At 48.3% G+C, this 23336-nt stretch carries 25 protein-coding genes, 1 tRNA gene and 4 pseudogenes; 10 read left to right on the top strand and 20 right to left on the bottom strand.

What is annotated here, in order from left to right:
- Nucleotides 1-3 precede the first annotated feature (3 nt).
- The 7 genes from AC5I6P_RS16800 to AC5I6P_RS16770 all read right to left on the bottom strand — a co-directional run bounded on the left by AC5I6P_RS16800 (nucleotide 4) and on the right by AC5I6P_RS16770 (nucleotide 3377).
- The gene (locus AC5I6P_RS16800) at nucleotides 4-360 is read right to left on the bottom strand and encodes a Crp/Fnr family transcriptional regulator (protein WP_495694921.1); all 357 of its coding nucleotides are present in this window, start codon (nucleotides 358-360) and stop codon (nucleotides 4-6) included.
- A 371-nt stretch (nucleotides 361-731) separates the two neighbouring features.
- Nucleotides 732-1019 carry a hypothetical protein gene (locus AC5I6P_RS16795; protein ID WP_495694920.1) on the bottom strand — a complete coding sequence of 96 codons (288 nt, stop codon included), beginning with the start codon at nucleotides 1017-1019 and terminating at the stop codon, nucleotides 732-734.
- Nucleotides 1020-1175: 156 nt separating this feature from the next.
- Entirely contained in the window at nucleotides 1176-1856 is a 681-nt protein-coding gene (locus AC5I6P_RS16790) for a hypothetical protein (RefSeq protein ID WP_495694919.1), read from the bottom strand.
- A complete protein-coding gene (locus tag AC5I6P_RS16785; RefSeq protein WP_495694918.1) occupies nucleotides 1841-2101 on the bottom strand; it encodes a hypothetical protein in 261 nt (86 codons plus the stop codon). Before AC5I6P_RS16785 ends, AC5I6P_RS16790 begins: the two co-directional genes overlap by 16 nt.
- A gap of 28 nt (nucleotides 2102-2129) precedes the next feature.
- The gene (locus AC5I6P_RS16780) at nucleotides 2130-2615 is read right to left on the bottom strand and encodes a hypothetical protein (RefSeq protein WP_495694917.1); all 486 of its coding nucleotides are present in this window, start codon (nucleotides 2613-2615) and stop codon (nucleotides 2130-2132) included.
- Nucleotides 2616-2626: 11 nt separating this feature from the next.
- Nucleotides 2627-3031 carry a hypothetical protein gene (locus AC5I6P_RS16775; protein WP_495694916.1) on the bottom strand — a complete coding sequence of 135 codons (405 nt, stop codon included), beginning with the start codon at nucleotides 3029-3031 and terminating at the stop codon, nucleotides 2627-2629.
- A 127-nt stretch (nucleotides 3032-3158) separates the two neighbouring features.
- Nucleotides 3159-3377 carry a helix-turn-helix transcriptional regulator gene (locus AC5I6P_RS16770; RefSeq protein WP_495694915.1) on the bottom strand — a complete coding sequence of 73 codons (219 nt, stop codon included), beginning with the start codon at nucleotides 3375-3377 and terminating at the stop codon, nucleotides 3159-3161.
- Between the two features lie 305 nt (nucleotides 3378-3682).
- On the opposite strand from AC5I6P_RS16770, the gene AC5I6P_RS16765 reads away from it, so the two are divergent.
- The 3 genes from AC5I6P_RS16765 (at nucleotide 3683) to AC5I6P_RS16755 (ending at nucleotide 6798) form a co-directional block, all read left to right on the top strand.
- Nucleotides 3683-3955: a hypothetical protein gene (locus AC5I6P_RS16765; protein WP_495694914.1), complete on the top strand. Its 273-nt coding sequence runs from the start codon at nucleotides 3683-3685 to the stop codon at nucleotides 3953-3955.
- 130 nt (nucleotides 3956-4085) lie between these two features.
- The gene (locus AC5I6P_RS16760) at nucleotides 4086-5966 is read left to right on the top strand and encodes an AAA family ATPase (RefSeq protein ID WP_495694913.1); all 1881 of its coding nucleotides are present in this window, start codon (nucleotides 4086-4088) and stop codon (nucleotides 5964-5966) included.
- Nucleotides 5959-6798, top strand: a complete 840-nt coding sequence (locus tag AC5I6P_RS16755; RefSeq protein ID WP_495694912.1) for a site-specific integrase — start codon at nucleotides 5959-5961, stop codon at nucleotides 6796-6798. Before AC5I6P_RS16760 ends, AC5I6P_RS16755 begins: the two co-directional genes overlap by 8 nt.
- A gap of 53 nt (nucleotides 6799-6851) precedes the next feature.
- Here AC5I6P_RS16755 and AC5I6P_RS16750 read toward each other — a convergent pair.
- Nucleotides 6852-6924: transfer RNA gene (locus tag AC5I6P_RS16750), tRNA-Glu, on the bottom strand.
- A 254-nt stretch (nucleotides 6925-7178) separates the two neighbouring features.
- Between AC5I6P_RS16750 and AC5I6P_RS16745 the strand changes: the two genes are divergently transcribed.
- Complete coding sequence (locus AC5I6P_RS16745) at nucleotides 7179-7997, top strand: lysophospholipid acyltransferase family protein (protein WP_495694911.1); 819 nt, start codon at nucleotides 7179-7181, stop codon at nucleotides 7995-7997.
- A 131-nt stretch (nucleotides 7998-8128) separates the two neighbouring features.
- Here the strand turns inward: AC5I6P_RS16745 and AC5I6P_RS16740 are convergent, their stop codons facing one another.
- On the bottom strand, nucleotides 8129-8644 hold the full coding sequence (locus tag AC5I6P_RS16740; RefSeq protein ID WP_495694910.1) for a hypothetical protein: 516 nt from the start codon (nucleotides 8642-8644) through the stop codon (nucleotides 8129-8131).
- A gap of 69 nt (nucleotides 8645-8713) precedes the next feature.
- Nucleotides 8714-9832 (bottom strand): glycerate kinase, encoded by a 1119-nt coding sequence (locus AC5I6P_RS16735; protein ID WP_495694909.1) that lies wholly within the window; start codon nucleotides 9830-9832, stop codon nucleotides 8714-8716.
- 276 nt (nucleotides 9833-10108) lie between these two features.
- Here AC5I6P_RS16735 and AC5I6P_RS16730 point away from each other — a divergent pair.
- Nucleotides 10109-10911 (top strand): annotated as a pseudogene (locus AC5I6P_RS16730) (IS5 family transposase).
- Nucleotides 10912-11045: 134 nt separating this feature from the next.
- Here the strand turns inward: AC5I6P_RS16730 and AC5I6P_RS16725 are convergent.
- The 6 genes from AC5I6P_RS16725 to AC5I6P_RS16700 all read right to left on the bottom strand — a co-directional run bounded on the left by AC5I6P_RS16725 (nucleotide 11046) and on the right by AC5I6P_RS16700 (nucleotide 15705).
- A complete protein-coding gene (locus tag AC5I6P_RS16725; RefSeq protein ID WP_495694908.1) occupies nucleotides 11046-11489 on the bottom strand; it encodes a hypothetical protein in 444 nt (147 codons plus the stop codon).
- A gap of 21 nt (nucleotides 11490-11510) precedes the next feature.
- Nucleotides 11511-12293 (bottom strand): hypothetical protein, encoded by a 783-nt coding sequence (locus AC5I6P_RS16720; RefSeq protein WP_495694907.1) that lies wholly within the window; start codon nucleotides 12291-12293, stop codon nucleotides 11511-11513.
- 52 nt (nucleotides 12294-12345) lie between these two features.
- A complete protein-coding gene (locus tag AC5I6P_RS16715; RefSeq protein ID WP_495694906.1) occupies nucleotides 12346-13074 on the bottom strand; it encodes a hypothetical protein in 729 nt (242 codons plus the stop codon).
- A 2-nt stretch (nucleotides 13075-13076) separates the two neighbouring features.
- Nucleotides 13077-13439, bottom strand: a complete 363-nt coding sequence (locus AC5I6P_RS16710) for a hypothetical protein (protein ID WP_495694905.1) — start codon at nucleotides 13437-13439, stop codon at nucleotides 13077-13079.
- A gap of 74 nt (nucleotides 13440-13513) precedes the next feature.
- Complete coding sequence (locus tag AC5I6P_RS16705) at nucleotides 13514-13828, bottom strand: hypothetical protein (RefSeq protein ID WP_495694904.1); 315 nt, start codon at nucleotides 13826-13828, stop codon at nucleotides 13514-13516.
- A 254-nt stretch (nucleotides 13829-14082) separates the two neighbouring features.
- Nucleotides 14083-15705 (bottom strand): FAD-binding oxidoreductase, encoded by a 1623-nt coding sequence (locus AC5I6P_RS16700; RefSeq protein ID WP_495694903.1) that lies wholly within the window; start codon nucleotides 15703-15705, stop codon nucleotides 14083-14085.
- 308 nt (nucleotides 15706-16013) lie between these two features.
- On the opposite strand from AC5I6P_RS16700, the gene AC5I6P_RS16695 reads away from it, so the two are divergent.
- Entirely contained in the window at nucleotides 16014-16400 is a 387-nt protein-coding gene (locus AC5I6P_RS16695) for a hypothetical protein (RefSeq protein WP_495694902.1), read from the top strand.
- Nucleotides 16401-16455: 55 nt separating this feature from the next.
- Nucleotides 16456-16629 carry a hypothetical protein gene (locus AC5I6P_RS16690; protein ID WP_495694901.1) on the top strand — a complete coding sequence of 58 codons (174 nt, stop codon included), beginning with the start codon at nucleotides 16456-16458 and terminating at the stop codon, nucleotides 16627-16629.
- A 102-nt stretch (nucleotides 16630-16731) separates the two neighbouring features.
- Here the strand turns inward: AC5I6P_RS16690 and AC5I6P_RS16685 are convergent, their stop codons facing one another.
- The gene (locus AC5I6P_RS16685; protein WP_495694900.1) at nucleotides 16732-17829 is read right to left on the bottom strand and encodes a sensor histidine kinase; all 1098 of its coding nucleotides are present in this window, start codon (nucleotides 17827-17829) and stop codon (nucleotides 16732-16734) included.
- 208 nt (nucleotides 17830-18037) lie between these two features.
- Between AC5I6P_RS16685 and AC5I6P_RS16680 the strand changes: the two genes are divergently transcribed.
- Nucleotides 18038-18208 carry a hypothetical protein gene (locus AC5I6P_RS16680; protein ID WP_495694899.1) on the top strand — a complete coding sequence of 57 codons (171 nt, stop codon included), beginning with the start codon at nucleotides 18038-18040 and terminating at the stop codon, nucleotides 18206-18208.
- Between the two features lie 292 nt (nucleotides 18209-18500).
- Here AC5I6P_RS16680 and AC5I6P_RS16675 read toward each other — a convergent pair.
- Nucleotides 18501-19340 (bottom strand): annotated as a pseudogene (locus AC5I6P_RS16675) (site-specific integrase).
- A gap of 479 nt (nucleotides 19341-19819) precedes the next feature.
- Here AC5I6P_RS16675 and AC5I6P_RS16670 point away from each other — a divergent pair.
- Nucleotides 19820-20233, top strand: a pseudogene (locus AC5I6P_RS16670) (transposase); the annotation flags it as partial.
- 61 nt (nucleotides 20234-20294) lie between these two features.
- A pseudogene (locus tag AC5I6P_RS16665) lies at nucleotides 20295-20876 on the top strand (IS630 family transposase); the annotation flags it as partial.
- Between the two features lie 163 nt (nucleotides 20877-21039).
- Here AC5I6P_RS16665 and AC5I6P_RS16660 read toward each other — a convergent pair.
- Nucleotides 21040-22083: a hemerythrin domain-containing protein gene (locus tag AC5I6P_RS16660; RefSeq protein WP_495694898.1), complete on the bottom strand. Its 1044-nt coding sequence runs from the start codon at nucleotides 22081-22083 to the stop codon at nucleotides 21040-21042.
- A 196-nt stretch (nucleotides 22084-22279) separates the two neighbouring features.
- A complete protein-coding gene (locus AC5I6P_RS16655; RefSeq protein ID WP_495694897.1) occupies nucleotides 22280-23287 on the bottom strand; it encodes a nucleoside hydrolase in 1008 nt (335 codons plus the stop codon).
- Between the last annotated feature and the right edge of the window lie 49 nt (nucleotides 23288-23336).

Below are 23336 nucleotides of genomic sequence, written 5' to 3'. Positions count from 1 at the left end.
TGCTCACGATATTTGTCGCCTCTTTTCCTTTTTGCAATAAATCAGCCCTGCCCCACTATCGGGAGATTGAACCATCATTTGGTGTTGCGCGATCGGGTCGCCTAGAAATACCCCAACGCCTAGCACGCCTTCCTTTCCGATGATTCCACTTTCAACACTCGCTCCGTCTTCTAGAATCGTGACTAATGAAATGATCCCTTGGTTAGGGAAATAGACATAGTCGATCTTGTCACCAGGATCATAGAGAGTTTTCTTTAGAGGGAGATCAACCGCTTCTAAATGTGGCAGAATGCGCTGATATTCCTCGTCGGGTAAGGCGGCGAGCAGTTGATTCTTAGATGGACCGAAATTCTGCAACAAAATAGTCTCCTAAGCCAATAGTGTTAACTAACGGCACAAGGAGGGGAATTCAGAGCCTAGTCCTAGTGGCAATACTTTAGAGTGAAAAGCTCGAAGGCATGAACTTTCAGCAGATGATCTAATTTTAGCCTAGATTTTGATGGTTAAGTGTTGGTAGTTTAAGCCGCAGACAGTGGAAACCCGGGGGCTAGCAACCCTGTAACCAATAGCCTATCTCTGGGAATGGAGGTAATCTCTCTGCTAGCGGAAGAATCTGATGTGAATTGTTTGTGTTCTGTTAACTACATTGCAGCGCCAAATGCTTCCCAATTCTGAAACCTCTTCTCCTCCGGCATTCTGCGGTCTAATGCAGCAGCTCACGAGTCTTTCGCTTATTCTTCTCCAACAGTTTCAACAGTTAGATCAATGTGGCCTACAGCTTTTAGTGCTGATTGTATTAAAACGCATCCAGAAGATGAGCCTTCGGAATGATCCACAAAAACATAATAGTAGGGTTCATTACCGCAATAATCCCACGGGTGAGGCTCATTTATGAGGCTTGCAATCTCGCCAACTTTTCCCACCGTCCACGGTTGTTTGTCATTGTGAAAAATGAGAACCTTTTGATTGAGTTGATATAAATGTTTTGGCAGATGGTCACTCATTTGTTGTTGATTCATGTTGATAGCTGAAACAACCAAAGGTAGAGAGGCAGAATTTTCGGCGTAACCTTCGGCGTCAGTTCGGCGTAACCTTCGGCGTAGAGCTTCGGCGTCCAATCGGCCTAGGGAGTGCCGAATTGGACGCCGAAACGCCGAAACGCCGAAACCGACGATTCAAACTGTTAGTAAAAGACGCCACTCCTTGAGGGAAGAATCGCGCCATTCGCCCAACTGGATGTTACTTAAGGCGATTAGCAATTGCTTCGCATGTTCGGTGTTGAGACCGAAATGTTTACCCCAATTACTCCGCAATTTCTCAACCGAGATCCATCCTTCTCCTTCACAGTATTGAGCACCTTTTCCTGTGATGTATTCCACCAGCGCCCATCCCACATCCCCACAGCACTGCATCACCTCTTGTTGAATTTTGAGCAGAGAATTAGCCTGATCTGCGATGGGCAATCCCGCATGAGGGACAGCGTAACGACCGCTCGCCGGTTCAGTTGGTGCGGGTGGCGCATACAGCTCAGCAAGCGCTTTCAACTCTTGGTCATAGTCCACACCGATCGCCGCCATGTTGACTTGATGCCGGCCCATCACTTGACTATTCCATTCCCGCTCTTTCAGTGAATCGACTAAATCAGCTCGCCGGCCTTCCTTTTGCCATTTTGGGAGCAGTGTTACGGCCACAATAAAACAGACTAGCGGGATAAACATCGTCAGCAGTTGCAAGCCGGGGGGAAGCGAACCGACAAAGCAAACGGCACAAAACCAGGTGAAGCACCCGAGGCCAAACGATACGGCCCACTGCTTACCGTAATTTTCTTGAGGCAACCATTTCAGGAAATTAGCCATCCGACAGCCCCCCCTAGAATGTATGTGCCGGCGATACCGATCGCGATCCCTAGCGTGGTGTCCTCTTCCCATCCGAAATAGCGATCCAATAGGGGGCCGGCGAAGTAGGCCACAAAAACGAGCGCAGCAAGTAATAGAAACACAGTCCACAACCCAATGCTGAGTGGGGGGAGATTTCTAGCCATTAGCCCTAAAAAAGAACTAATGGCTAGACTCAAACCGCCAAAGGTTAAAAGTCTAGCCATCTTAAACATGATTAAATTCTCCTAGAAGTTATCTCCACCGCTTATCTACATCGGTGTGGAGCGCTTTCAGCTCTTGAACTCTCACCGTCGCTTCATCCTGAGCAGCTCCCAAGGAGTAGCCCATGCCGGCATAGACCGGCGTGAGGCCGGCGAGCGTTTTCGCTTTGTTCACGTCGGCCCCTTTCTTCGCAGCCACAGCGCGAGCAACGCCGGTTTGATAGCCACGGAATGCAACCTGATCGCGAGTATCGGCAGTCTCGATCGCTTTCAGCGCGGTGTAGGCTTTAGCATTCGTTTTCGATTGCCGCTTACGAGTTGCGGCCTTGAGTCGCAGTTGATCGACCTCCTTTGTCGTGAAGTTTTGGTGCTTTGAAATTACTTGCTCGGTTCTAATCTCGCTATTGTCTCCAGGATTCCAGGGAGTCGGAGCACCGCTTACAACCTGCATCACATCGTTAGGAGCCATTCCCCCAACTTTGCCGCTTGTACCGTTTCTCGTTTGACCTAATCTCATTGAATTACCTCTTATTTACAGAACGCTAAACATTGGGTGGGTACTACGATTTGCCTTTCTACAACCATTGGCTTCTCAACGACTGTAGGAGCGGGGGCCGCGATTTTGCTGCTGATGATTGCCGTTACACCGGCGATCAGGAGTCCACCAACACCAACGGCTAACCAGGTTCGATCGATCTTCTCGGCTTGCATCCGGTTGAAAACCTCGGTAGGGATAACGTGGTAGTCCTTCCCCGCATGGTTGTAAGTGGGGAAATCATGAGGCCGCGCGGTTTGCCACTGGTACTGTGGCGGCGAGCGATGCTTATCAATGTTTGGCATGATGTTACTAGTGATAAATGAACGAAAAAGAGCGATCGCACTGCTACCAGGGTGCGATCGCTCTTTTGTTAGAAATGAAATTAGAAGATGCATAATTTAATTCTCTGTAGTGGTAACAGAACTACGGAGCGCTGCCGGGGGAAGTGTCTGCTTCCGCTCGGCTCTATAAAGTTTTCAATCTCACCTCCTTAACAATTAAGTAGTGATCGAACGCTGAACCTCATGCCATTTGAGTTTCAGCGTTCTTCATTTCTGGACAAAAACTGTCGGGCAAATCGTCCAAGGTGCATTTGAGGGCAGCGCATAAAGCCTTGGTCTGCTTAATCGTCAGCCTTGGCTCTGCCCTACCCTTTTCCCAATTCCGAATAGTGTGATCAGTTACTCCAAGACGCTCTGCTAAAGCTTCTTGGGTAAGACCGGCTTTTTCTCGAAGTGGCACCAGTGGAGACCTCTTACGTTCTTCCTCCTGCATCTTATCGTAAAAACATTTACCCGTAAAACGTTTTACGCTATCTTGTGAAAGTTACTCGTAAAACGTTTTACGGAGGGACGTGAAACATGGGTAGACAGGACAAAACCCGCCTATTTCTAGGCGTTTCACGGAGTCAGAGGCTTTTGTGAGCAGGGGTCAAGCAAACGGTACTGATGTTTTCTCCCATCAATCCAGAACCTTCCTGCCCTTGTTGCCTCAATTCTCACCCCTTTCAGTGGCTAGAAACTGAAACACAACCAACAACCAACACCATGCAGACTCAATATGACGAACGGTATGCAGATCGAAAGCACAACCTAGCCAGAGACTCAGCAATCCTCGACGTGATCACCGAAGAGTACGGCTCCGACCTCCAGCAACTAAGCGACGGTCAGCGATGGAAACTTCTCTTTGAACTCGCCCAAGACGAGACCGATCGACATCTACCGATTCCCAGCGCGCTCGCTGCCTCCGTGAATCGCCTCTCATACAACGGTCGAATCAAATTACTTAAAGCGATCGCCGTTCATCTCGACGACGAATAAAAACACAAGAGGGGAAAGAGTGTCGCAAGCACCCTTCCCCCTTTTTTTGAATATGTCCATCCGTGTACACCCTTCCATGATGTGACCAACAAAACATCGTGGAATCTACCAACATCAGACTGTCAAGCCAATGATATCAAACTTTTCCAAGCATACTTCCAAGTCAGATGCTCTCGCTGACTTGGAGGCGACAACTCGTGCTCGCTTTGAGGACAGAGTTTTAGAATCGACCGCTCTCAACCTCACTTCTCCAGAGCTTGCCAGAAAAGAACTCGCTCAAATCGGCAGAAGCTACGACATTCCGCTCGAAGTCATGGAGCAGGTCGCTGAGGTCTTAATGAAAGACCGTTTAGGCGTAGACCTGGAAGAACGAGAGTTCACGAGGATGGTGGAAAGCATTCGTGAAATTGAAGCGATCGTCGATGCCGGGCTACGAGAATTCAAACTTGCCAAGCTCGCCAAGCGGCTCAAGATTCCGCAGTCTGCCATGATGAACAGCTATCACAAGGCACTAATCAACCAAGCTCCATTCGTTGCTTACGATATGGATCAGCTCGACGAGCTTTGTGTCCAAGTCAAAGAATGGATTATCAATGGCTGGATTCCCAAAGGCATCGTTCTCCTACTCCATGCTCTCGGTGGCACGGGCAAGTCCCTACTGATTTACGAGCTAATCGAGTGCATCGTCAAAGGGCAGCCGTGGAATGGCTACCCTGTAGCTCAAGGCAGAGTCCTAATCCTGCAATCCGATGAGCCGGTAATCGTCACTAGGGAACGCCTCAAAATTCGAGACCTGGAGAAATCTCATCCCGTGCAGCTCGTCCCCGGCTGGCAAGTCGAGAACATGCCGCGACTAGAAGCCTATCTGAAGCAATACCAGGACACTGGCGACCCGGTGAGATTCTGCATGATCGATTCAGTCACGGCCATCAATCGCAATACCCTAATCAGCGAGAATGACACGGAATACGCTCGTTTCATGCTGCAACTAAACGACTTAGGAGATCGCTACGGCTGCACCTTTGCCGTGGTTCACCACTCCAACTCCGACGGGCAATCACGCGGAACCAAAGCCCTCTACAACTCCGCCTCAGAAGTTTGGGGCATGGGTGTGACCGATGAGCAGAGCGGGGAACGCATCATTCGAGTGCAGAAAACCCGCATGGGACGGCCGCCAGGGCGCTATAAGTTCCAATTCGATGAGGAAACCTTCACCTTTGCCTACGTCGGTCAAGAAGGAGAAGAGAACGAAGAAACCGCTCACACCGAGAAGCGGATTGAGTTGTGGCTGAACGAAGACGGGAATTTCGGAGTTGGGTTTGAGGCAGAAGAGATCGCCCACTACCTGCAACTAAATAAGAACACCGTTCGCAAGGTTCTCAAGGAGATGTGGGCTAAAGGTTTAGTACTGCGGTGTCCAAAGGCACACAGCCGCGCAATGCTCTATCACTGTGGACCTATAACGATCGCGGATAAGGGTCGATCAGTACGCGATCAGTACGCGATCAGTAGCTCCAACGGAGGCCAAATGGACGTTTCAGCCTCTACTGATCGACTGATCGACCAAAACGCGAATTTTTCACTATCAGGAATTGCGAATTTGGCCGATCAGTCGATCAGTAGCACGATTCAAGAGGCAACCAACGGAGTAGATAAAAGGATCGTAGCTACTGATCGACCTACTGATCGACCTACTGATCGACTACTGATCGACCCCCCTGTTATTGACAATGACTTAACAGAAGTTAACGTTGGCGACATAGTAATTGCTACCAGTACGGCTACGTGGTTCCGGTATAAAAGTGATAAACTGCCCTACCGTGAAGTCAAGGATAAGAGCTTTGTTGAAATCAACACCTTGAGTGAGCCACTGTTCTTCGAGTTAATCGAACCCAGTAAGGTGCTGGAGATCAAGACCGATCGCGTCAGAGTCAGGCATCAGAAGACAGGTAGAACGAGTGTCTTCTACCTCAAAGATGTCAGCGTGCTGGAGAAAGCCCATCATGACTAGCTGCCAAGAGTGGATCGATAAATTCCGTGAGGACTATCTACAGCGTGGTAGCAGCGAAACGACTTGGAAGACTGAGTATCAGAAGATTCTGAATCGTTTACCCGCGCAAGCAACGTTAACGGCAGCGCTGCTGCATCAAACGGTGATTGATACTCCGGTCAATACCAAAACTCGCAAGCGCTGCTGTATGGTCACAGGTGCGATCGCCCGGTTCGCAGGCATCCAGTACGACCCATCCCCCTATGCTGGCAAGTACTCACCCAAAGCAGTGCAGCCGCGTGATCTGCCCTCTGACACTGCGATCGCAGAAAACTATAGTCAACTGACGAATCTAGGATGGAAGTGGGTTTACGGCATGATTGCAACCTACGGCCTGCGTCCGCATGAAGTGTTTAGGCTCAACCTAGAGGAAATTCAGCGGGGGAATCCAATCGTCTTTGTGGGGGACAACACGAAGACGGGTTCGCGTTCGGTTTGGGCCTTTCATCCCGAATGGTTTACAGAGTTTCGGCTCTGGGATGTGCAGCTCCCCCGAATTAAGCTCAACCGGCCCAATATCGACGTGGGCCATTCAGCTACCAGTTACTTTCGTGGGTTTGGGCTACCGTTCCATCTCTACGACCTGCGACACTCCTATGCCATTCGAGCCACACTAACCTACGGCATGGATTACAAACTCGTAGCCAAGATGATGGGCCACAGCTACCAGGTGCATGAAGAGATTTATCACCGATGGCTGAATTTGGATGTGTTTCAGACGGCCTATGACGCGGCGATTAATCGAAGCGATCGCCCATTTCCACCGTCTGTAGATACTTCAAAAACCCAATAAAAAGAAGGCTAGAAATGAGATTCTACTCTCGCTTCTAGCCTTGCTTTTTGATATACCCCCAGGGGAATTCGAATCCCCGTCGCCTCCGTGAAAGGGAGGTGTCCTAGGCCTCTAGACGATGGGGGCTTGAAGACCAGCACCGTTTGCTCGACATTTATCAATGTAGCTGATGAAACTGTGACTGTCAACACTTTTAGCTACTTTTCTTTAACGAAACTAACGTCAGAATCTCTCCGAAGTCTCTCCGAAGATAGACCCAATAGCCAGACTTAGAAGTGTCCCCAAGTAGAAGCGCGACCTGTGGAAACCCAGTACGGTATGACACATAGGGTATCTTACCGCCCGCCATACGAAGCTTTTTGTTGTTTCCTATTGCGACCATGATCTCGATCGACCCCATAATGTTGCTGCATTCTTCTAAGCGCAATGGCAATGCGACTAGCCCCCAATCCTTTCAAACTTCCGTGGAGACACCTATTCACTCCGCAGAGCCTACTCACTCTGTAGAGCCTGCTCAAGGTAAGCCCGAAGTAGAATCAGTTGGTTCAAATGGTTCTCCGTGGCTTACGGCTTTGGCATACCCATTAGCGCGTTATCTGTTACTTCCTCTCTATTTTCGACGCATTGAGGTGTCAGGGCGAGAGAATGTTCCACGGACAGGACCTGTGATCTTAGCTCCGACTCATCGATCGCGCTGGGATGCATTTATGGTCCCCTATGCCGCTGGGCAAGACGTAACGGGGCGAACCTTGCGGTTTATGGTAACAGCCGACGAAATGAAAGGTCTGCAAGGATGGTTTATTCGCCGGCTAGGGGGATTTCCCGTTGATACGCAGCGTCCTACGATCGCGACGCTTCGCCATAGCCTAACCTTACTTCAACAAGGCGAAGCGCTCGTTATTTTCCCAGAAGGAAATATATTCCGAGAGTGCAAACCTCTTAAACCGGGTCTTGCCCGTCTAGCTTTACAAGCAGAAGCTAGTCAGCCCAACCTAGGCGTTCAAATTGTGCCGATCGATATCCAGTACAGCAAGCCTCTGGTTCCATGGCGTTCTGCCGTTAAAATTCGCGTTCATCCTCCAATTCCTGTAGCGAACTATAGTTCGGAGAATCCAAAGCAGAGCGCTAAGCGCTTGACACACGATTTAGAGCAAGTGTTCAAGTCGCTGTGTGGCTTGCTGCACCAGAAGGTTTATTAGATTAAATTGCACTATAAAATTGCACCGATGTATTGCAGCAGTTCCTTTAGAACCAAGCTTTGACTTTAATCAAGCTTTGAATGCTCGCGTATTTTTCAATAGGCGTCAATTCATGGCTCTCTACCCTCAAGTTATCCATCACTTGTGTCTGAATAACTTTGAATGTTCTCAATGTCATACTGCTGCAAAATTTTATTTGCTTTGCGAGTTAACGATTCGGTGCCGCTTACAACCACTAGATATTTTCCAGCATTCAGTCGATTGCGGTAGGGCAAAGCATCGCTGCTGCCTATAATTAGCCCGGTGCCACCGCCCACTAACACGCCACCTAACGCCCCTGACACGGCTCCCAAAAGACCTGCGATCGCAAGACTCCCGGTTTCTCCTGCCCAAGCAAAGGTATCGAGTCCAGTAATTGCGTTGAAGCTGGCTCCTCCTATAAAGCCAAAGGGAATGAGCCAACTTGCCATGAGCTTCACCTGCTTTAGAACTTGCTCGTTCGGATCAATCAAGCCAAATTCGTCGACGCTTTTATAGCCTTTGCCTAAGATGGCAATCTTATCGGTAGGCAGTCCTTCGCGCTCTAGGGTGGAGTAAGCTTCTTCGGCTTTGATGCGATCGCTTAATACCGCTACAAGATAATTCATTACTTCTATTGATAGATCTGCTTCTCATCAGATTAACAGGGTTTATGATGCGGAATTTAGGTCATGCCCTCACTTACAACGTAGAGAATTGTTGAACGAGGGAGTGTAGATCGCTCCTGGCTGATGATCGGGATTGATTTCAAGGATGAGGCTGACGCGATCTGAATCTCTCAACAAAGGTTGAAGAAACAGTTGGGGATGCAATGCTTTCCAGAAATACTCGACAAAATCATCAATTTCAGAGTCGATCATGCCAGCCTTGCCTTGATTGATCATCTTGTGTTCAGCGTGTTTGCGCCACTGTTTACTTAACTGATAGTTTGGAGAATAAAGAACAATCAGACGGTCTAAAAGATTCCACAACGGTAAGTAGTCACGTAATTGTTCATTCATATCACGCGCAAATTGGCGATCGCGTGCTGTCACAATTGGCGCGGGTGCAGCCTCAAACGAACTTGGATCAATTGGTGGCACACCCACAAACCAGCCTTCAAACAAGACGATATCTGCTTCTGTTACAAGGATTGGCGCTGTGCGATCGCCTGCTCCATTAAACGCTGACTTATCAAACTGAGGAATCGCAACCGGAAACTGGTTTTGCCGAAGCTGTTGTAGAACGCGCAACCCTAATTCAATATCATGGGTTCCGGGCGGTCCTCGACGAATCAGGCGCGGATCGTGCTGCTGGAGTTGGAGGCGATCGCGGTAAGGCAAATATAAATCATCGAGTGAAAAACTGATGGTTTGATGACCGAGGTGACGCAGAATTAGCGTCAGTAGTTTTGTAAGAGTGGTTTTGCCAACGCCTTGACCTCCTAAAAATCCTTGAATTAGTGGGCGAGATTGCTGGGGTTCCAGCAGAGTTGCGTGTTGTGCGAATCGCCAATCGCCAATTTGAAGACTCAACGGAAGCCATACGCTCCAAAGAGACTCAATTGGAAGCGGTGACAGTTTGAGATGTTCACAAAGCTGAACAAATTCAAAATAGACTGATTGAAGTAATTCCAGTCGTTGGATGATTGCGGCCTCAACCGTGTCAGGACTAATGTTGAATGCATTGGCACGGGATGGGTTTTGCCATTCTAAATCGATTAGCGCTGCGATCACTTCGGGATGATATAAAGCGCTAATCGTATTCTCGATGTTGATACCTTCAGCTAATCGTTGAAATAGTAACGCTATGTTCATTTATGGTTGAGCAATTTACTCTTTCAGTATTGGAAATATCACGTTGAAAATACTATCAAAATTAAGAAAAAGATAACTCATTCTTGTAAGCAACAGCGTTAGCTGGTAGCGAATTTTATAGTGGATGCAACCGATCTTCTCCGCTATCTATAGCATTTTCCAGTCTAGTGAGGCGTATTTATATACTAATTTAGTATGTTTATTTTATTCTCGATCAAGTGCAACCATACTCACTAGAGAGTGTTATGCACTTTTAGGATGCGCTAGAGTGGGAGGATGGAAAGGAAAGCATACCCGACGGATGTGAGTGATGAGGAATGGGCATTTGTCGCTCCCTATCTGACCTTAATGACCGAAGACGCCCCGCAACGAGAACACAGCTTGTGCGAAGTATTCAACGGACTGCGCTGGATCACTCGTTCCGGGAGTGCATGGCGGCTCATGCCGCATGACCTGCCGCCCTGGGCAGCCGTGTATCAGCAAGCGCAACGTTGGTAGAGAGCAGGCGTGAGGCAATCGTGGACGACCTAAGAGTGTTGTTGCGGCTTGCCGAAGGGCGAAGTGAACAGCCCACTGCGGTAATCCTCGATAGTCGCACCTTACAATCGACGCCTGAAAGTGGAGGACGGGCTGGATATGATGGCGGGAAACGTAAAAAAGGGAGTAAGGTTCATATTGCTGTGGATACACTGGGGTATCTGTTAGGGCTAGTGGTCACCCCCGCTAATGAGCAGGATCGTGCTCAAGTGCAAGAATTAGCGCAACAGGTGCAAGACATCACTGGCGAGAATGTAGAAATAGCCTTTGTAGACCAGGGTTATACGGGTGAACAAGCAGCACAAGATGCAACGGCGCAGGGCATTCAACTGCAAGTGGTGAAACTGCCAGAAGCGAAGAAGGGATTTGTGCTGCTGCCGCGTCGCTGGGTCGTGGAGCGCAGTTTTGCTTGAGCTGGGCGGTTCAGGCGACTGGCAAGAGACTATGAGCGATTAGGAGAAACTTTGGTCGGTTTTCATCTCGTCGCCTTTGCGCTTCTGATGCTCAGACAGTTTGTTGAGCTGTCAGCTCAAAGTTCATAACACCCTCTAGTCGCAATCCTCGCGAGCGTCGGCGGAATGCCTGCCAATGGCTGTAGTAGGGTTGAGACAGCGCTGATCGCTTGCAGTACAGATGAAAAGTCAGGTTTGGGAATGACCGCCTGAGTGGTTGGAATTCAAGCGATCGAGGCTTTAAGGTCGGTCAGTTGGCTCTGAATTGGGGAGAGGTCTACCTTTGGCGCACCGGTTGGAAGTCTGGAAATAGAACTCTTAAGGTCGGTCAGTTGGCTTTGAATTGGGGAGAGATCTACTTTCTGACCCGTGGCACTGGTGGGAAGCTTGGCAATGGAACTCTTAAGGTTGGTCAATTGCCCCTGAATTGGCCTTAAATCAACTTTCCCAGCCGTCGTAGGGATTCGAGCCACAGATGCTTTAAGGTCGGTCAATTGCCCCTGAATTGGGCTTAGATCGACCTTCTGACCGCTTGAAGTGCTGAGCTTATCAAGTTGGCTTTGAATCACCCCTAGCTTGCCGTCTAAGGGAGAAAGGTCTACTTTCTGCCCATTCTGGCTACCAGATCCGAGATTGCGGAGCTGCCCTTCAATGCGATCTAGTCTCAAATCTAATTCTGTGTAGTTGAATCATCGTAACGTTTCTTTAATTGCGGTTTGCTCGCGTGCTAGAACGGCGAGTCTATCATTCTGAATTTTCATCAAATCATAGGCCGCTTTGCTGTCTCTCCCCTGCTGATTCAAGGCTATAAGCTGCGTCTTTTGGGCCTCAATCGTCTTAAATATCTCGTTCGCTGAAAGCATATCGAACACCAGGCCGATGATCGGTAGCACCTTCAGAAGCGTTCCTGAAATTTTGCCCAAAACACGAACGGCTGGGATGACATCCTCTGCCATTTTGCCAACACTTCTAGAGGTGTCTGCGACACTGCCCAACGTTCGAGAAGCGGTACGCTCTAAGCCTCTCAAATCCCCTACAATTTTGCGTAAGTATTGCCCCGCAGAATCAACAGCTTTGTTGATGGGACGAAGCCAACCGGATAACACGCGATCTGCTGCTCTAAACCCGTCGTTTAACGTCCTGGACAGTGGTTTGAAGGCGATTTCATCGATCGACTTTGCAACTGGTTTTAGAATCAAATTATCAAACGTTTTAGTAATCGGTTCGATAATCCACTTCTTAAAGAAACTGTCTGGTTTTTGAACAAATTCCTTTACCTTTTGATCGTTGACTACATCTGTAACTGGCTTGATTTGATTTTCTAGATTTTTTCTGATTATGTCTAGGTTGTCCCCTACACCACTTTTCTTGTATATTTTCTCAAACGCTTTTTTAGTTGCCTCAAAATCACCCGTCATTCTCTGACGTATATTATCACTTAACTCTTGAAGCGTTAAGCCGTTATTCGACATGTATTTCTATCTCTATTCGCTTTAGGTGTCAATCTCTACATACACAAGTGAATCACTTTTTATCGTCACTAGTGACCTTTAGACAATTGTTTGCGCATTGGTCGCAGTCTACAAATATTCCTTGAGATTGTGATGAAAAACTAAGCTTAAATACCTCTTCGTATGTTTCTGCTACTATTTCTGCTACTATTAACTGCCATGTAGTATTGTTTACTTCTCCACCTAAATTGATTCTATTGCCGTTCTCATCCAGCACATACGATTCTAATATTTCCACTTCACCGTAAGTTTGACCGCTATAGATGGGCTGCGAATAGCTTTGAATAAATTCGATCTCTTCGTCGTAGTTCTCCTCATACGGTATCCACTGCTCTGTCACTTCGTCGTAGGTTTGCCCATAGGTGACACCTCTCACAAGTGTTGTCCACATGTAAGAGGTGATGCCGTTAGGATCGGTTCCCTGCAATTTGAGATAGGGGGCCGTGGGCGCACCGTAAGCTAAAAGCTCACCAATTAGCGGGTTTCCGTCACCATCCGTGTCTCTCCACTCTGTATTTGGCCCCCCTACCGCTTGGTTGTATTCCTTAATTCGATAGCGATAGAAAAAGCTGTAATAGTTGTATCTGCTGAGCTCGCCCCCCTGCTCAGGCTGGGCGATGAACACTTTGATCGGGGTGAAGATGGTCTTGTAGGTGTTCGGCAGCTCGAAATTTTGAGAAGTCCACGTCACCAGGGCCGCGTCTTGTCCCTGGCAACCTTGATAGACTAGCTGTTTTGCCATGCCTAGACCACACTATCAGGGTCAAATTCTGCGGGCGTTGTGTCGGCTGTGTAAACAGTCACACTGTAGTCGTGGCCTATCTTCTGAGTGTTGCCACGGGTCACAAAGGTTTTTCGTGGGGTTCCCACTTCGATCCCACTCTCTTCATCGGTGTCAGCCTGAGTGAAGACACGGGCCAGTTTGAGAATGGCCCCAAACACCTTATCTGGATCGCTCATACTGGCTGCATCATCTAGGCCAGCGCTGGCGAGGGCATCGAACGGAATTATTAGAACTGGGGCCGTGGGGGAAGCTGTGATCGATTGGGTTGAATCAATCACCGTTGCTGTCGAGCCAAAGTAGGACGTGATCACGGGTTGGGTCATTTTCGGTAGCTACTGGTAAACAGATGTATCAAGAGTAGCCGCACACTGAAAAATTGGATCACCTGATTGAGCCCTCACAAGCCTCGACGCCGATCGCGCTGCAAATCCCAAAGCGCTTTGTCGCAACACCACTTCAGTGATTTTTTGGGGTGTTGTGACTGAATATGCTTGATCAGCCGATTGGCTGTCTTAGTATTACCGCATAACCTCACCAGTTCTGAGTGCTCGTCACCATGAGCTGTTGAATGTGTCGGAAAGAAAATGGCGGCGAGTAGGCAGTAGAGAAAGAGTAATCCAATCAGAACGAGGCAGATGGCAAGGAACGTTTTGAGCCATCCGACCGACCAAAGGAGGAGAAGCAAATGCAACAGATTAATGACGGTAGACATGGGAATCCTAGCAACATTAGATATCAAAGCCCTTCCGTTTCCAGAAAGGGCTTTTACTAAAATTCCCTCTACAGGCGATGACGCAATCTCACACGCCGAAAGTCTTGATTAGTACGCATGACTCATAGCCCAAATTACGCTTTAGGAATGCACTCGAAAGAAAAATCGCGGTTTTGGTCTTGCTAGAATTTTGACTATTGGAGGAGTTGAAAACTCGATCGCATGGGCTTCCGCCCCTGTATGCCGATGTTTTTCTACTGCCTCATTCGGCAACTTGTGCAGAACTGGTCGATCGCATCACGTCTCTGTCGCAGGAGCAGGTGGCGATCGCTTGGCTTAGTTGTGCTGGTCGGTTTGATCACACTCGAACTGCGAGCTTGAGGCGACCCGTACTTGAGATAGAACTGATTTTGAAACAGTTGATGAGGATCATACTTGCGTTTGAATTGGAAAAACTCTCGCCCTTGCGGATAAGCACGATCAAACTGCTCAGGTGTCGCATGAAGTCGATACGGTAGATAGTAGCGTCCTCCAACTGCCAGTGCTGCCTCAATCAGTTCTTGAGTCATCGCTTGCATTTTCGCATCTTCGGCTGGAGTCCGAGCTTGATGAAATAGCATTACTAGCCCAAACACTTCTCGATCGGCGTAGCGCAAAAAGCTATCGGAATCAGGATGCACATTCCGAATCGTCACATTCAGCAAATCAGCTTGGCATGCCGGAATAATCTGACGACACTGCTCTAGAAATTGCTCTAGCGATTCTGGTGGAATGAAATACTCGTGTAGGATCTCTGTCTTTGCCTGCTGATGATTCTCGAACAGTGTAGACGGACGGTTGAGGATTTGATTGCGAGAAACTTCTGTCCCGGCTTCTCCACCGCTCATTTTCTCCAGTTGCCAGCGCAGCGACTTTCCATAGTCACTGCCCACGCTGCCGCGAAACACAGTACGGGAAAGTCCCGGTTCTGAGGAAGTTGTGAGGGATGCTTGGGGTGCAGTCGGAACCGAATCGTAAACCGTCAAAATCGCTTCTTGTAAAAAGTTTTCGGGGGCGATTGACAACCTTCCATACGCCATTCCGGTTTGAGTCGGAACCTTGCTGCGATATGTCTCGACATAAACTCGGCTCGGAATAACCGTACGGTGTGCGATATACGATTGATTTGGCACCACTTTGAGATTGACCTCAAGCACAATGCCAAAGAGTCCATAGCCACCTAAGACAAGAGAAAAGAGTTCTGCGTTTTCTTGCCTAGAGCAATGAACGACTGTGCCATCTGCCAGCATTAACTGGAAACTTTCAACGGTGCTAGCAAACGGGGGATGATCGTGCTGCCATCCATGCGCATTGGCGCTCATGGTGCCGCCGATCGAGAAATCATTGTTCGACTGCATCACGGTAACCGAGAAGCCGTGTTGATTCAAGTAAGGAATGACGGCTGCCCAAGTTGCGCCAGACTGCACCGTTAGAATTCCGGTGGTCGGATTCAATCGCATTTGATTGAACTCGGTCATATCCAGTGCGATGCCATTGGAATAAATCGTTTGACCGCCCATGGTGTGACGTGAACCAGAAGTCATTACCTTCTTGCCTTGCGATTTTGCATCCTTCAACGCCTGTCGTAGTTGCAATTTTGCGATCGCAGAATCGCTCGAAATCTTGACCATCATCATGCGGGTTTGATTCAGTCGGCTGGCATCATCGACGAAGTCTGAGGGCAAGGGAACTCTTTCATCTTGGTCATTCTGAGCAGTTTGTACCAAATGCAGGACAGGTCGAGCTGCAATGCTTGAAAGAATCGTAATCCCGGCTAGCAGAATGGATAGGATAATTTTAATTTGAAAGCGAATTGGACGAAGAAGTTGACGTGACATGAAGATCATCAGAGGTGGCTTGATTGATGGATACTCCTGACAACTCATGCTGCACGGGGAGCATGTGGCGCTTCTTCTTCTGCCCACTCGTAAGGAATGAGGACAACTCTAAGGATCATGAATTAAATAAAGGGCAATTTTGAGGTTTGGCAGTATAGTTCCATTGAGACAAGTCCTCGTCGAAGCAACCCAATCTGGCGGTTCTCATAAGCCCAAGTTAGGCTTTAGGAATGCACTCGAAAGAAAAATTGCGGGTTTGGGTCTTGCTAGAATTTTGAAGAAGTTGATTACTACGATACGGGTTCACATTGAAGCAGAAACGGTCAAAGTTCTTGCTCTTAGCCTTACTCAATGCTCTGGCTGATTTTGATGGAGAGCTATCCCAAGAGGCGATCGCGCTATTGGAGGAGTTGAAAACACGATCGCATGGGCTTCCACCCCTGTATGCCGATGTTTTTCTACTGCCTCATTCGGCAACCTGTGCAGAACTGGTCGATCGCATCACGTCTCTGTCTCAGGAGCAGGTGGCGATCGCCAGTTATGCGTTTCAAATTTTTCGCTACTATGAACAGATTTTGAGAGCGAGTCCTAGTGATGGGTCGCCGGAACAGAAGGCAGCTTACGAGTCCCAGGTAGAGCGAATTCGCCTTTCGGTGGCTCGAACGAAAGCAGCGTTGGCGGAATCCTTTGGGTAAGGGTGGAAGAAACACTACAATGAACGGCTAGCACCCTCAGGAAACAATAATTGCTATGTCTTCTCTTAACCGTCAGCAATCCGATCGCCTTGAGCAATACAGCAACGGGGTTGAACAACTGTTAGCTGAGGTGGATGAAGCAGGAGCGGAGGAGATTTTGGATGAACTCTACATGCTCATCACTAAAGTATTTGAGCAGTTTCCTCAGCTAGATAAGGACGAGGATTGAGGTTAAGACAGGTCTGTACTACCACAGGGTGATAGAAGACTTTACTCCGTAGACCTCACTTGCCTATAAGGAGAGACTCAATCTATTGGCAACTAAGCCAACTTAGAGAGGAGCTTTTGGTAACTTAATGACAAAGCTTGTCCCTTTGCCCTCCGCACTTTCGATCGTAATTGTCCCTTGATGCGCCTCAATGATACTCTTTGCTAAAAATAGTCCTAATCCCCATCCCGTCTGGTCCTCAGCAGCGATGGTTCGACGAAATTGTTGAAATAGGATTGATTGAGCGTCTAGGGCAATCGGATCGCCTTCATTATGAACAGTTAGGCTGACTTGCGTTGAAGTTTGCTGGAGCGTAAGTGTAATCGGCGTGTCAGGCGCACCATATTTCACAGCATTAATGGCTAAGTTCTCAATCACCCGCCGTATTTCTTTATGGCTGCAATAACTCTTGATACCAGAACCAGAAACCACGACAAACCGCTTTCCATAAGCGAAGCTCAAATCCTCCACTACGTCCTGGACTAGCTTCTCTAAATCGCATTCTTCAAATTTAAGCTTCAAGCTCTGCCCTGTCCGCAGCCGGCTCGCATCGAGCAGATTTTGAATCATCGAATCTAGTCGATCGACCGCACTGAGCATCTTCGTTGCCACATCAGCGTGAGTATCTCCTCGTTCAAGCCGTCGCAGAGTCAGTTGAATTCCCATTTTTATGACATTAATGGGATTTCTGAGATCATGAGTTATCGTCACCATAAGTAGCTCTTGAATATCTTGCAGCGTTCGGGAGAACTGAGTGGCAGCGTCATTAACGGCTTGCTCAATGGAGCCGATAATAATGTCTCGATCCTGCACTTCCAAAGGTGCTTCTTCCTCTAAAACTTGAAAGATGACTTGACGGAGGATGTGATACTCAAAAATGAGTTGATTCATGGAGTAGTCCGCATACCCCGCCCGTTCATGCCCATGCAGCTTGCCAATTCGCCTGCTTTCTACCTCGTCGGCTGCGATTCGGGCAGATGTCCTGTTAATCTTGTTTGAAAGTTCATCTGCCAGTTGGCCTAAGTACAGAGGTAGCGAATCTTGCAAGACAAGAGAGGACTGATGCATTGATGCACCGACTTCATCACGTGCCCGCTCTTCCCACATCTGCATGATTCTTTGAGCATTTTGCTTAAGACGCTCAGAGGCTTGGTTAGACATCGTTTTGATTTTCGGTATGAGTGGCAGTGGAAGCGCATTTCTAAAGCGTGGGTTTGAGCGGTGTTTCCGTGCGATGCACAATGCGCATACCAGAATAAGCCGAAAGCAAGATGCAGAAACGATTTTGAGTATCAATATTCTACAGGCATTGCGTCAGATGATGCCAATCATCCAAATTTTCATTCCTTAGAAACTTGGGAGGGAAGCGGTGTCTAAATTAGTCTATTCAGAACGCCTGCAAATGCTACTTGAGGACTGCGATCGCTACCGAGTGAATCGCAAGCCAAGCCTCCTGCAGAGCCCCAACCAGATCAGCCATGAGATTTTCACCAGAACTGAAAAGACAATTGCGGGAGGCAATGCTTTCGTATATGGCTAAAAAAGCCGAAGCAGAGGCGCAATCCCCGGCAGAATCCAGCGGTCGTCGCTTGCTAGATTTGCTGAGGTAACAGACCTCAATGCAACCGCAATCAAAGGCGATTACAGCCCCAAGCGTTCAACCCCGCGAGATTTATCAACCCAAGGTCGGACTAGAGCCACGATCGCTGATGACAGAATCTGAAAGCTCATAGCATAGAGTTGAATCTATGGTCGTGGCTTCGAATTCCCCTGGGGGTATATCAAGCATGAGGCTAGAAATGAGAGTCAAATCTCATTTCTAGCCTTTTTGTTTAGTCAGGATTTGAAGCGCCTACAGATGGTGGAAGTGGGCGATTGCTCCGGTTGATCGCCGCGTCATAGGCGTTCTGAAACACATCCATATTCAGCCATCGGTGATAGATATTCTCATGCACTTGGTAGCTGTGGCCCATCATCTTCGCCACAAGCTTGTAATCCATGCCGTAGGTGAGCGTGGCGCGAATGGCGTAGGCATGTCGCAGATCATAGAGATGGAAGGGCAGACCGAACCCGCGAAAGTAGCTTGTGGCTGAATGCCCAACGTTGATGTTGGGACGATTCAGCTTGATGGGTGGAATCTGCACATCCCAGAGCCGGAACTGACCCACCCACTCAGGATGAAATGCCCAGACCGGACGCGAACCCGTTTTAGTGTTATCTCCTACGAAGACGATTGGATTCCCGTTCTGAATTTCCTCTAGGTTGAGTCGGAACACCTCATGGGGACGTAAACCATACGTGGCAATCATTCCATAAACCCACTTCCACCCAAGGTTAATCAAGCGATCGTGGTTCTCTGCAATTACAGCATCAGAGGGCAAATCACGCGGCTGCACGGCTTTCGGTGAGTACTTGCCTGCATAGGGAGAGGGGTCGTAGTCAATGCCTGCGAACCGCGCGATCGCACCTGTGACCATGCAGCATCGCTTGCGAGTTTTGGTATTGACCGGAGTTTCTAACACCGTCTGATGCAGCAACGACGCTTACAGCGTCGCTTGCGCGGGTAAACGGTTGAGAATCTTCTGATAGTCAGTCTTCCAGGTCGTTTCACTACTACCGCGCTGTAGATAGTCCTCACGAAATTTATCGATCCACTCTTGGCAGCTAGTCATGATGGGCTTTCTCCAGCACGCTCACATCTTTAAGATAGAAAACACTTGTTCTACCTGTTTTCTGGTGCCTCACCCTGACGCGATCAGTCTTAATCTCTAGCACCTTACTGGGTTCAATCAATTCAAAGAACAGTGGCTCGCTCAAGGTGTTGATTTCGACAAAGCTCTTATCCTCGATTTCACGTAGGGAAGCTTGTCACTTTTATACCAAAACCACGTAGCCGTACTGGTAGCAATTACTATGTCACCAACGTTAACTTCTGTTAAGCCATTGTCAATAACAGGGGGGTCGATCAGTAGGTGATCAGTAGGTCGATCAGTAGCTGTGATCCTTTTATCCCTCTTTCATCACTCTCGCTGAAGTGAACTCTGAAACCTAGCTCCAGTGCGAGTTTCCTATTTTGACGGCTCGAAGATGACAAAAGAGCAAAACGCAGGTGCAGCAAAGCTTTCAGCTTTTGCTCCTACCAAAGTGATGAAAGAGGGATATGGCTGTGGACAGGTTAGGTCAGTTGTTAGCTCTGCACGTTACCCCAGCGAACGAGCAAGACCGAGCGCAAGTTGAAGTCTTAGCACAACAAGTGCAGCAAATGACTGGAGAATCGGTAGAAGTTGCCTTTGTGGATCAAGGCTACACCGGAACACCAGTGGCTCAAGCTGCCGAGGAACAGGGGATTCGATTGGAAGTCGTGAAACTGCCCGAAGCCCGCAAAGGGTTTGTGCTACTTCCGCGTCGGTGGGTGGTCGAGCGGAGTTTTGGTTGGATGTCACGTTTCCGGCGATTAGCACGAGATTATGAGCGATTAGCAGAAACGTTAGTGGGCTTTCACCTGATTGCGTTTGTCATGCTGATGGTCAGGCAGTATGTCAGTATCGGATTCAAAAGTGCATAACACCCTCTAGAGAAACTGAACTTAACGCTCAAAAAAAACGCTTCATCCCGACGAAAAAGAAACTGAGCGAGTACAAACTGAACGCGTCGAATTTTGGCAACTGGTTCAAAGATTTCTCGCTCAAGACTTGATCTTCATTGACGAATCTGGCGTGGACTTAGCCTTGACCCGACTCCGGGCGCGTGCACCGAAAGGACGACGAGCCCACGGCAAGCGTCCTAGCAAGCGAGGGAGACGAGTCTCGATGCTCAGTGCGATTAGTTTGGGAAAGGTTCTTACTTATTGCAATCTGCTGGGTTCAACCGATGGTCTCACCTTTGAAGCCTTCATTTCCCAGAAACTCGTTCCTCAGTTGTGGAAAGGAGCCTGTGTCATTATGGATAACTGCTCCATTCATCTCGGTGAAGAGGTGAGAAAGTTGATTGAGGATGCAGGAGCCAAGCTGATTTTCCTACCGCCTTACTCGCCAGACTTTTCGCCTATTGAAAATTGCTTTTCAAAGATTAAGAGCATTTTGCGTCCGATTGGGGCACGGAGTTATCCAGAGCTTGCCAAAGCCATTGATGACCCTTTCTCCCAAGTGTCACTGAGCGATCTCAGGAATTGGTTCGCTCAGTGCTGTTACTGCGCCTCACTAGAATGAAAAACGCTGTATCACGTCTAGAGAGGTCTCCAATTTCTTCAAAAAAATTAGAGATCTAAATATGCTATTGAATAATGCGAGATGATTGCTCAGCGCAATAGAATTGGTCAAACAAAAGGGGCGCTATTTGCGCCCCTAAATCAATTCAATCCAGCAAACTTAACTATTTCGTAGAAGCTGCAAGTTCATCTTGAATTTTGCTCTTAGCAGCCTTAAATTGAGTTGCTAATTGCTCGCTTTCAGCACTGCTGAAGTTATCCCGGATCGCAGCAAAGTAGGTGCTTTCTTCTTGGCGCACATGATCCATCACAATGTCACGCAAACGGCGCACAGCATTGAGGAATTCTTCAGAGGAAGGATTCAATCCACGAATCTCATCCATGATGACCTTCATCTCAGCTTGCTCGTCGTACAATTCCTTCAGGTCGCCTTCAGGATATCTGCCTCGAACCGCCGGATAAGCTACTTCCTCTTCAGCACGGGCATGAGCCGTTAGATCCTTGAAGATCTGACCGAAGTATTCTTGGCGCTTTTGCGGATCGGTGGTTTGCTCAACTTCTCCAAACAAGATGTTCACCTTCTGGTGATCCATCCGAATGACATCTTGCAGGTTCATGTCAGACTTGTCAGTGTTGTGAGTAACAACGCTACCTGCAACTCCCGTCAGTGCAGCAACAGCGTCTTGTACCCGCGACCACAGACCTTGATCTGCATCCATGCCAGTCAATTCACGCACGCCCAGATTTTCTAGCACGCCCTTGAGTTGCTCTTGGTGAGCGCGGTTCTCGAAGTTAACAGTGTTGAGCGGTGTGATAGCGGCCTCGATGTCTGCTCCAACTTTTTGAGCCGCTTTGTGAATCACGATCCCCGTCATTGTCTGTTCATGCTTCAGCAATTCATGCTGGAACACTTTCTCGTACACTGTCAATTCAGAGCCAGACATGAGCTTATCAATTGCCTGAATCATCTGAGTAACGGTTTCTTTAGGCTCTGACTTTACGCCGTACTGAACAATTACTGTGTCCAAGACACCCAGATTCTTCTGGTCGTCTCTCAGCATGTCCTGAAAGCGCTTAGCAATTTCAGAATCTGTTATTGCCGGAATAAGTTTTTGTTCGTTGGCAATAATTAGTTCTTGGATTGCTTTTAAATCGGCGAGCTTTGTAGCGATCGCCATGCGCTTTGTATCGTCAATTGTCATTACCATTTCGTATTCTCCAATTCTTGAATAGTCTGGATCGGCATCCTACACCACAAGGTTCGCGTAGGATTGGCTACAATTCATCTTTCGGATGGTTGACCTTGAAGAGAGTAAAAACGCCCAATGATCAGACTCTGGGTATAAGGAAAAGGGAAGATCGAGGCCCAGCAGGAAAGGTGAAGTAAAGCTCAGTACGTTCTGCTCAGCACGTAAGGTCTTTCAAATCTTCAAGCATTGCAGCTAACACAGAAACACAATCCACTGCTGAAGCGATCCAAGCATTGGCTGAAGATTTGGTGCTATGACGACTATCGATTATGGTTTTGCCGCGTGTCCATCGGCCTTCAGTTTCAATGTCCACCTGAGCGCGACGAAACGTGAGGGTTTCTGGATAAAACAAATAGGCAAGCGTTGCCGCATCGTGCACCAGAAATCCTTGGGCTCCTCGCGTCTCGCGATAGGTCAATGATGTTCGAGTCATGAAATCGCAAAGAGCAACAATAAAGTGTGTGAGTGGCGATGAGTGTAATGATTTCGGAGTCGCGTTCTTCCAAGGATACTGAAGTTGGGCTGCCATTTCAGGCGTAAAGATTAACTGATGAGTCACATCGAGCGGAATGACCACCAGATCGTCTCGGCTAGCAAACACGATTTGCGCGGCTTCTGGATCGAAAGCAATGTTAAATTCTGCCTGTGACGTAACATTGCCGTGGGTTTGAAACGCACCACCCATGATGACGATTTCCTTGGCACGTTTTAGAATACCGGGTGATTTTTTCTCAGCCGAGGCAAGATTCGTAAGCGGCGCGATCGCCACGATCGTAATTTCTCCCGGCATCGCTTGCAGTGTTTCAATCAAAATATCGTCTGAGTCTCGTGCTGTAGCAAACGATCGCCCAGCGGCAGGAAGCGTGTGAGACAGGTTTCCCATGCCGTCTGCTCCATGAATGTAAGCTGCATCCGCAATGTCTTCTACCGCTCGGCGCACTCCTCGTCCGACTTCTACCGCATCGAAGCCACCCAAGTGCAAAAGCTGAGCCGCGCTTTGAAAGGTTTGCTGAGCGCTGACATTGCCCTCGGCAGTTGTAATGGCAGTGATTTCGGCTAACCCTCGTTTGGCTAAGCTTTGCAACCAAAGTAATGCAAAAGCATCATCGCCTCCAGGATCGGTATCGACAACGATTTTGCGAATAGAAAGGTGGCGATTCATAAGCAAGATTTAACTGACTGAAGCAAAGCTAAAGTGATATTAAGTCCCA

This window comes from Myxacorys sp. (assembly GCF_059501405.1).
This window is presented reverse-complemented; position numbering and strand designations above follow the sequence as displayed.